This is a genomic window from Streptomyces niveiscabiei (assembly GCF_001419795.1).
GTDB lineage: Bacteria > Actinomycetota > Actinomycetes > Streptomycetales > Streptomycetaceae > Streptomyces > Streptomyces niveiscabiei.
In genome coordinates, this window is the sequence record NZ_LIRL01000176.1 from 1 (window position 1) to 6873 (window position 6873).

Genomic DNA, 6873 nt, shown 5'->3' on the forward strand with positions numbered 1-6873 from the left:
TACATCTGCTACGACCGCCACTTCCCGGAGGGCTGGCGGCAACTGGGCCTCAACGGCGCCCAGTTGGTCTACAACCCGTCGGCGACCTCGCGCGGACTCTCCGCGTACCTCTGGCAGTTGGAGCAGCCGGCGGCGGCCGTCGCGAACGAGTACTTCGTCGCGGCGATCAACCGGGTGGGCCGCGAGGAGTACGGCGAGAACGACTTCTACGGGACGTCTTACTTCGTCGATCCGCGGGGACAGTTCGTGGGAGGGACCGCGAGCGACCAGGACGAGGAACTCGTCGTCCGCGACCTCGACTTCGACCTGATCGAGGACGTACGGCAGCAGTGGGCCTTCTACCGCGACCGCCGTCCCGACGCCTACGAAGGACTGGTGAAGCCGTGAGCGATCTGTACGCCCGCCACCGAGCCGTCATGCCGGACTGGCTCGCGCTGTACTACGAGGAGCCGCTGGAGATCACGCACGGCGAGGGCCGGTACGTGTGGAGCGCCGACGGCACCAGGTACCTGGACTTCTTCGGCGGCATCCTCACCACGATGACCGCGCACGCCCTGCCCGAGGTGACGAAGGCGGTGAGCGACCAGGCCGGGCGGATCATCCACTCGTCCACCCTGTACCTGAACCGCCCGATGGTCGAACTCGCCGAGCGCATCGGCCAGTTGTCGGGCATCCCGGACGCGCGCGTCTTCTTCACGACCTCCGGCACCGAGGCCAACGACACCGCGCTGCTGCTCGCGACGGCGTACCGGCGCAGCAACACCGTGCTCGCGATGCGCAACAGCTACCACGGCCGCTCGTTCAGCACGGTCGGCATCACCGGCAACAAGGGCTGGTCCCCGACCTCCCTGTCCCCGCTCCAGACGCTGTACGTGCACGGCGGCGTCCGCACCCGGGGCCCCTACGCGCACCTGGACGACGAGGCGTTCACCGCGGCCTGCGTCGACGACCTGAAGGACCTCCTCGGCCACACCCGCCCGCCCGCCGCGCTGATCGCCGAACCGATCCAGGGCGTCGGCGGGTTCACCTCCCCGCCGGACGGCCTGTACGCGGCGTTCCGCGAAGTCCTGCGCGAGCGCGGCATCCTGTGGATCGCCGACGAGGTGCAGACCGGGTGGGGCCGCACCGGCGACCACTTCTGGGGCTGGCAGGCGCATGCCCGCAGCGGGCCGCCGGACATCGTCACCTTCGCCAAGGGCATCGGCAACGGCACGTCGATCGGCGGCGTCATCGCCCGCGCCGAGATCATGAACTGCCTGGACTCCAACAGTATTTCGACGTTCGGCGGCACCCAGCTCACCATGGCCGCCGGGCTCGCCAACCTCACCTACCTGCTGGAGCACGACCTCCAGGGCAACGCCCGCCGCGTCGGCGGCCTCCTCCTCGAACGGCTGCGCGCCGCCGCCGCGTTGGACCCCGGCGTCCGCGAAGTACGCGGCCGGGGACTGATGATCGGCGTCGAACTCGTCAAACCCGGCACGGACGACGCCGACTTGGAGCGTGCCGCCGCCGTCCTGGAGGCGGCCCGCGCGGGCGGACTGCTCATCGGCAAGGGCGGCGGGCACGCCACCAGCGCGCTGCGCGTCGCACCGCCGCTCACCCTGACCGTCGCGGAGGCCGAGGAAGGCGCCGCGATCCTCGACAGCGCTCTCAGGAGTACGCGGTAACGAAGGAACGACGCCATGACCACCACCTTGGAACCAGCCCTGTCGGTCCGTCAGGTCCTCTCCCTGGAACGGGTGCTGGCCGGCGAGCCCGAGGTGGTGGCCGGCGCCGGACAGCTCGACCGGCCGGTGCGCTGGGTGCACGTCGCCGAGGCACCCGACGTCGGGGTGATGCTCAGCGGCGGCGAAATGGTCCTCACCACCGGCGTGTTGCTCGCCGGTGACGACGGCGCGCAGGCCGAGTACATCCACTCCCTGTACCGCGCGGAGGCCGCGGCCGTCGTCCTCGGGCTCGGCCGCGCCTTCCCCACCCCGCCGGACGCGATGCGCAGGGCCGCCGAACGCTGCGGACTGCCCCTCGTCGTCCTCCATCGGCCCTTCCCCTTCGCGGAGTTGACCGAGGAGGTCCAATCCCGGCTGGTCCGGCGGAAGTTCGCCGCCGTCAGCCTCTCGGAGGCCGTCCGCACCGCGCTGACCGGCCTCATCACCGCGGGCGCCCCGCTGCAACGGCTCCTCGACGAGGTCGCCCAGCACAGCGGCTGCCCCGTCGTCGTCACCAACCTCGCCCACCGCGTCCTCGCCACCGCCGGTGAACGCCCCGCCGTGGACGACGTGTTGCGCGACTGGGAACGCATCGCCCGGCAGGCCGGCGGCCGGGAGGGCGACGGCTGGATCCGCGCCGAACTCGGCGGCCGGGGCGAACGCTGGGGGCAGATCGTGCTGTGCGGCTACCGGGGCGACACCGCGGGCGGACGCCTCCTCGCCGACCGGGCCGCCGAGGCCCTCGTCCTGCACCGCATGCTGGGCGCCGCCCCCACCTGGGAGGAGCAGTCCGCGCAGAGCCTGCTCACCGACCTCGTCTCCGGCGTCGTACCGGCCCGCCAGCTTCTGCCCAGGGCACGGGCCGCCGGGCTGCCGGTCAACCGGCGGACCTTCGTCCCGCTCGTCGTGCGCGACCGCGACCCCGGTGAACTGGAGCGCACACTACGGCTGTTGGGGCTGCCCGGGCTCGTCGCCGAACTCGCCGACGGGCTCACCGCCGTCCTGCTCAGCCTCGCCCGCGACCAGGACGCCGACGCGCTCGCCGCGCACTTCGCCGCCCGCCTCGGCGCGGCCGTCGTCGCCTCCGCCGGGCCGCGCGGCAACTGGGAGGACGTCCCCGCGGGGCTGCGCGAGGCACGGCACGTCGCCGACGCCGTCGACGGCGCGGGCGACGCCCTCGACCTCCCCGGCGTCGTACGCCTGCGCGACGTCCATCTCCGGGGACTGATCCGGCTGTTGCGCGACGACCCCCACGTACAGGCCTTCGCGGAGCGGGAGTTGGACGGGCTGCTGGGCGCCGTCGACGAGGATCTGGTCGCCGTGCTGCGGACGTATCTCGCGACCGGCCGCAACAAGTCGCGCACCGCCCAGCTCCACCACGTCTCCCGGCCCGCCCTCTACCGCCGCTTGGAGGCGATACAGACCCGCCTCGGCGTCGACCTGGACGACTTCGAACAGGCGGCGTCCGTGCACATCGCACTCCTCGCGCACGACGCGCAACAGCGCTGAAACACAGAACCACCTGCGAAAACGGCGGTGAAACATGGGCCGAAGAGAGCGTGACACCGTGGCACGCGAAACGCCCCCGGACGTGACACGCTGCACCTCAAACCGGGCTCCCGGGCTACCTAGGCTCCTCGCACACCCAGCGACCGGAGGTCCCGATGAGCAGAGTGATCCGTGCCGCGATCTTCCAGACCGCCTGGACCGGCGACAAGGAGTCGATGATCCAGGTGCACGAGCAGGCGGTGCGCGACGCCGCCGCGCAGGGGGCCCAAGTCCTGTGCTTCCAGGAGCTGTTCTACGGGCCGTACTTCTGCCAGGTGCAGGATCCCGCGTTCTACGAGTACGCCGAGCAGATCCCCGACGGGCCGATCGTCCAGCGGTTCCAGGCGCTCGCGAAGGAGCACGGCATCGTCCTCGTGCTGCCGATGTACGAGGAGGAACAGCCCGGCGTCCTCTACAACACCGCCGCCGTCATCGACGCGGACGGCTCCTACCTCGGCAAGTACCGCAAGCACCACATCCCCCAAGTCAAGGGATTCTGGGAGAAGTTCTACTTCCGCCCCGGCAACGCGGGCTGGCCGGTCTTCGATACGAAGGCCGGGAGGATCGGCGTCTACATCTGCTACGACCGCCACTTCCCCGAAGGCTGGCGGGCGTTGGGGCTCGCGGGCGCCGAGATCGTCTTCAACCCGTCGGCGACCTCGCGCGGACTCTCCGCGTACCTCTGGCAGTTGGAGCAGCCGGCGGCGGCCGTCGCCAACGAGTACTTCATCGGCGCCATCAACCGGGTCGGTGTCGAGGAGCTGGGCGACAACGACTTCTACGGCACCTCCTACTTCGTGGACCCGGAAGCCCAGTTCGTCGGCGAGGTCGCGAGCGACAAGGAGACCGAACTCGTCGTCCGCGACCTGGACTTGGCGAAATTGCGCGAGGTCCGCGACCGCTGGCAGTTCTACCGCGACCGCCGCACCGACGCCTACGGCCCGCTGACCGCTCCCTGACCGGCGCCGCGCGCGGGCCCGGTGCCACGGGGGCCGGGCCCGCGCGCGACACGACAACCGTTTGTGAGACTGGAGTTGGGAGCACATGAGCAGTCGTACCGTCATCCGCGGCGGTCTCGTCGTCACCGCGTCCGACGAGATCCACGCCGACGTCCTGATCGAGGACGGCCGGATCGCCGCCCTCGCCGCCACCGGCACCCCGTCGGCCGAGGCGTGGACGGCCGAACGGGTCCTGGACGCGACCGGAAAGTACGTCATCCCAGGGGGAGTTGACGCCCACACCCACATGGAGCTGCCGTTCGGCGGCACCTTCGCCGCCGACACCTTCGAGACCGGCACTCGCGCCGCCGCCTGGGGCGGTACGACGACCATCGTCGACTTCGCCGTGCAGAGCGTCGGCCACACCCTGCGCGAGGGCCTCGACGCCTGGCACGCCAAGGCCGAGGGCAACTGCGCGATCGACTACGCCTTCCACATGATCGTCTCCGACGTCCACGACGAGACGCTCAAGGAGATGGACCTCCTCGTCGAGGAAGGCGTCACCTCCTTCAAGCAGTTCATGGCCTACCCCGGCGTCTTCTACAGCGACGACGGCCAGATCCTGCGCGCCATGCAGCGCTCCGCCGAGAACGGCGGGCTGATCATGATGCACGCCGAGAACGGCATCGCCATCGACGTCCTCGTCCAACAGGCCCTGGAACGCGGGGAGACGGACCCCCGCTACCACGGCGAGGTCCGCAAGGCGCTCCTCGAAGCCGAGGCCACCCACCGCGCGATCAGGCTCGCGCAGGTCGCCGGAGCCCCACTGTACGTCGTGCACGTCTCGGCCATGGAGGCAGTGGCCGAGCTGGCACGGGCACGCGACGAAGGGCTCAACGTCTTCGGCGAGACCTGCCCGCAGTACCTGTTCCTGTCGACCGACAACCTCGCCGAACCGGACTTCGAGGGCGCCAAGTACGTGTGCAGCACGCCACTTCGGCCCCGCGAGCACCAGGCGAAGCTCTGGCAGGGCCTGCGCACCAACGACCTCCAGGTCGTCTCCACCGACCACTGCCCCTTCTGCTTCGTGGGCCAGAAAGAGCTGGGGCGCGGGGACTTCTCGAAGATCCCCAACGGTCTGCCGGGCGTCGAGAACCGAATGGACCTGCTGCACCAGGCAGTTGTGGACGGACACATCTCGCGCCGCCGCTGGATCGAGATCGCCTGCGCCACCCCGGCCCGCATGTTCGGCCTCTACCCGAAGAAGGGCACCATCGCCCCCGGCGCCGACGCCGACGTCGTCATCTACGACCCGCACGCCCAGCAGACCGTCTCCGCCGAGACCCACCACATGAACGTCGACTACTCGGCGTACGAGGGCAAGCGGCTCACCGGACGCGTCGAGACCGTGCTCTCGCGCGGCGAACTCGTCATCACCGAGCGGGAGTTCACCGGACGCGCCGGACACGGCGCCTACACCCCGCGCTCCACCTGTCAGTACCTCATCTAGGGAGTGGCGCCCATGGACTTCGGACTTGTCCTCCAGACCGACCCGCCCGCCTCGCGCGTCATCGAGCTGATGAAGCGGGCCGAGGAGAACGGCTTCACGTACGGCTGGACCTTCGACTCCGCCGTGCTGTGGCAGGAACCATTCGTGATCTACAGTCAGATCCTGTCCCAGACCTCGAAGTTGACGGTCGGGCCGATGGTCACCAACCCCGGCACCCGCACCTGGGAGGTCACCGCCTCCACCTTCGCCACCCTCAACGACATGTTCGGCAACCGCACCGTCTGCGGCATCGGACGCGGCGACTCCGCGATGCGCGTCGCCGGGCGAACTCCCAACACGCTGGCCCGGATCAGCGACGCGATGAAGGTCATCCGCGCGCTCGGCTCCGGCCAGGAGGCGGACCTCGGCGGCGGCACCGTCGTCAAGTTCCCCTGGATCAAGGAAGATGCCAGGCTCCCGGTCTGGATGGCCGCGTACGGGCCCAAGGCCCTCAAGATGACCGGCGAGGAGGCCGACGGGTTCATCCTCCAGCTCGCCGACCTCTACCTCACCGAGTACATGGTGAAGGCCGTCAAGGACGCCGCCGTCGCCGCCGGACGCGACCCCGGTGACGTCAAGATCTGCGTCGCCGCACCCGCGTACGTCACCGCCGACGACTCGCCCGAGGCCCTCGCCCACGCGCGCGAACAGTGCCGCTGGTTCGGCGGGATGGTCGGCAACCACGTCGCCGACCTCGTCTCCAAGTACGGCGAGCACTCCTCCCAAGTCCCGGAAGAACTCACCGAGTACATCAAGGCCCGCCAGGGCTACGACTACTCGCACCACGGCCGCAGCGGCAACCCCGACACCCAGTTCGTCCCGGACGAGATCGTCGACCGCTTCTGCGTCATCGGCACCCCCGAACAGCACGTCGAGAAGCTGAACGCGCTACGGGCCCTGGGCGTCGACCAGTTCGCCCTCTACGACATGCACGACGCGCAGGAAGCGGTCATCGACGCGTACGGCACGACGGTGATCCCGGCCGTCAACGGCTGAGCGACACAGGCCAGTTGGTCTCCCCTCTCCCGGCCTCGCACCGGGAGAGGGGCAGGGCGCACCCCCACGCGCACTCCCCACGCGCACCCCGCACCCCCCACGCGCACCCCGAGGATCCGCCCGCACGGCCTCTCCC

At 70.3% G+C, this 6873-nt stretch carries 6 protein-coding genes; all 6 read left to right on the forward strand.

Annotated features, from left to right (window positions below; genetic code table 11):
* The coding region (locus AOK24_RS09650) for a nitrilase-related carbon-nitrogen hydrolase (protein ID WP_276206828.1) at window positions 1-387 on the forward strand (387 nt) is incomplete at its 5' end.
* A 29-nt stretch (window positions 388-416) separates the two neighbouring features.
* A complete protein-coding gene (locus AOK24_RS09655) occupies window positions 417-1667 on the forward strand; it encodes an aspartate aminotransferase family protein (protein ID WP_193555100.1) in 1251 nt (416 codons plus the stop codon).
* 15 nt (window positions 1668-1682) lie between these two features.
* Entirely contained in the window at window positions 1683-3215 is a 1533-nt protein-coding gene (locus AOK24_RS09660; RefSeq protein ID WP_055719643.1) for a PucR family transcriptional regulator, read from the forward strand.
* Window positions 3216-3370: 155 nt separating this feature from the next.
* Window positions 3371-4213 carry a nitrilase-related carbon-nitrogen hydrolase gene (locus AOK24_RS09665; protein ID WP_055719644.1) on the forward strand — a complete coding sequence of 281 codons (843 nt, stop codon included), beginning with the start codon at window positions 3371-3373 and terminating at the stop codon, window positions 4211-4213.
* Window positions 4214-4298: 85 nt separating this feature from the next.
* A complete protein-coding gene (gene hydA / locus AOK24_RS09670; RefSeq protein ID WP_055719645.1) occupies window positions 4299-5702 on the forward strand; it encodes a dihydropyrimidinase in 1404 nt (467 codons plus the stop codon).
* A gap of 12 nt (window positions 5703-5714) precedes the next feature.
* The gene (locus AOK24_RS09675; RefSeq protein ID WP_055719646.1) at window positions 5715-6737 is read left to right on the forward strand and encodes a TIGR03842 family LLM class F420-dependent oxidoreductase; all 1023 of its coding nucleotides are present in this window, start codon (window positions 5715-5717) and stop codon (window positions 6735-6737) included.
* The last annotated feature ends 136 nt before the right edge of the window (window positions 6738-6873 follow it).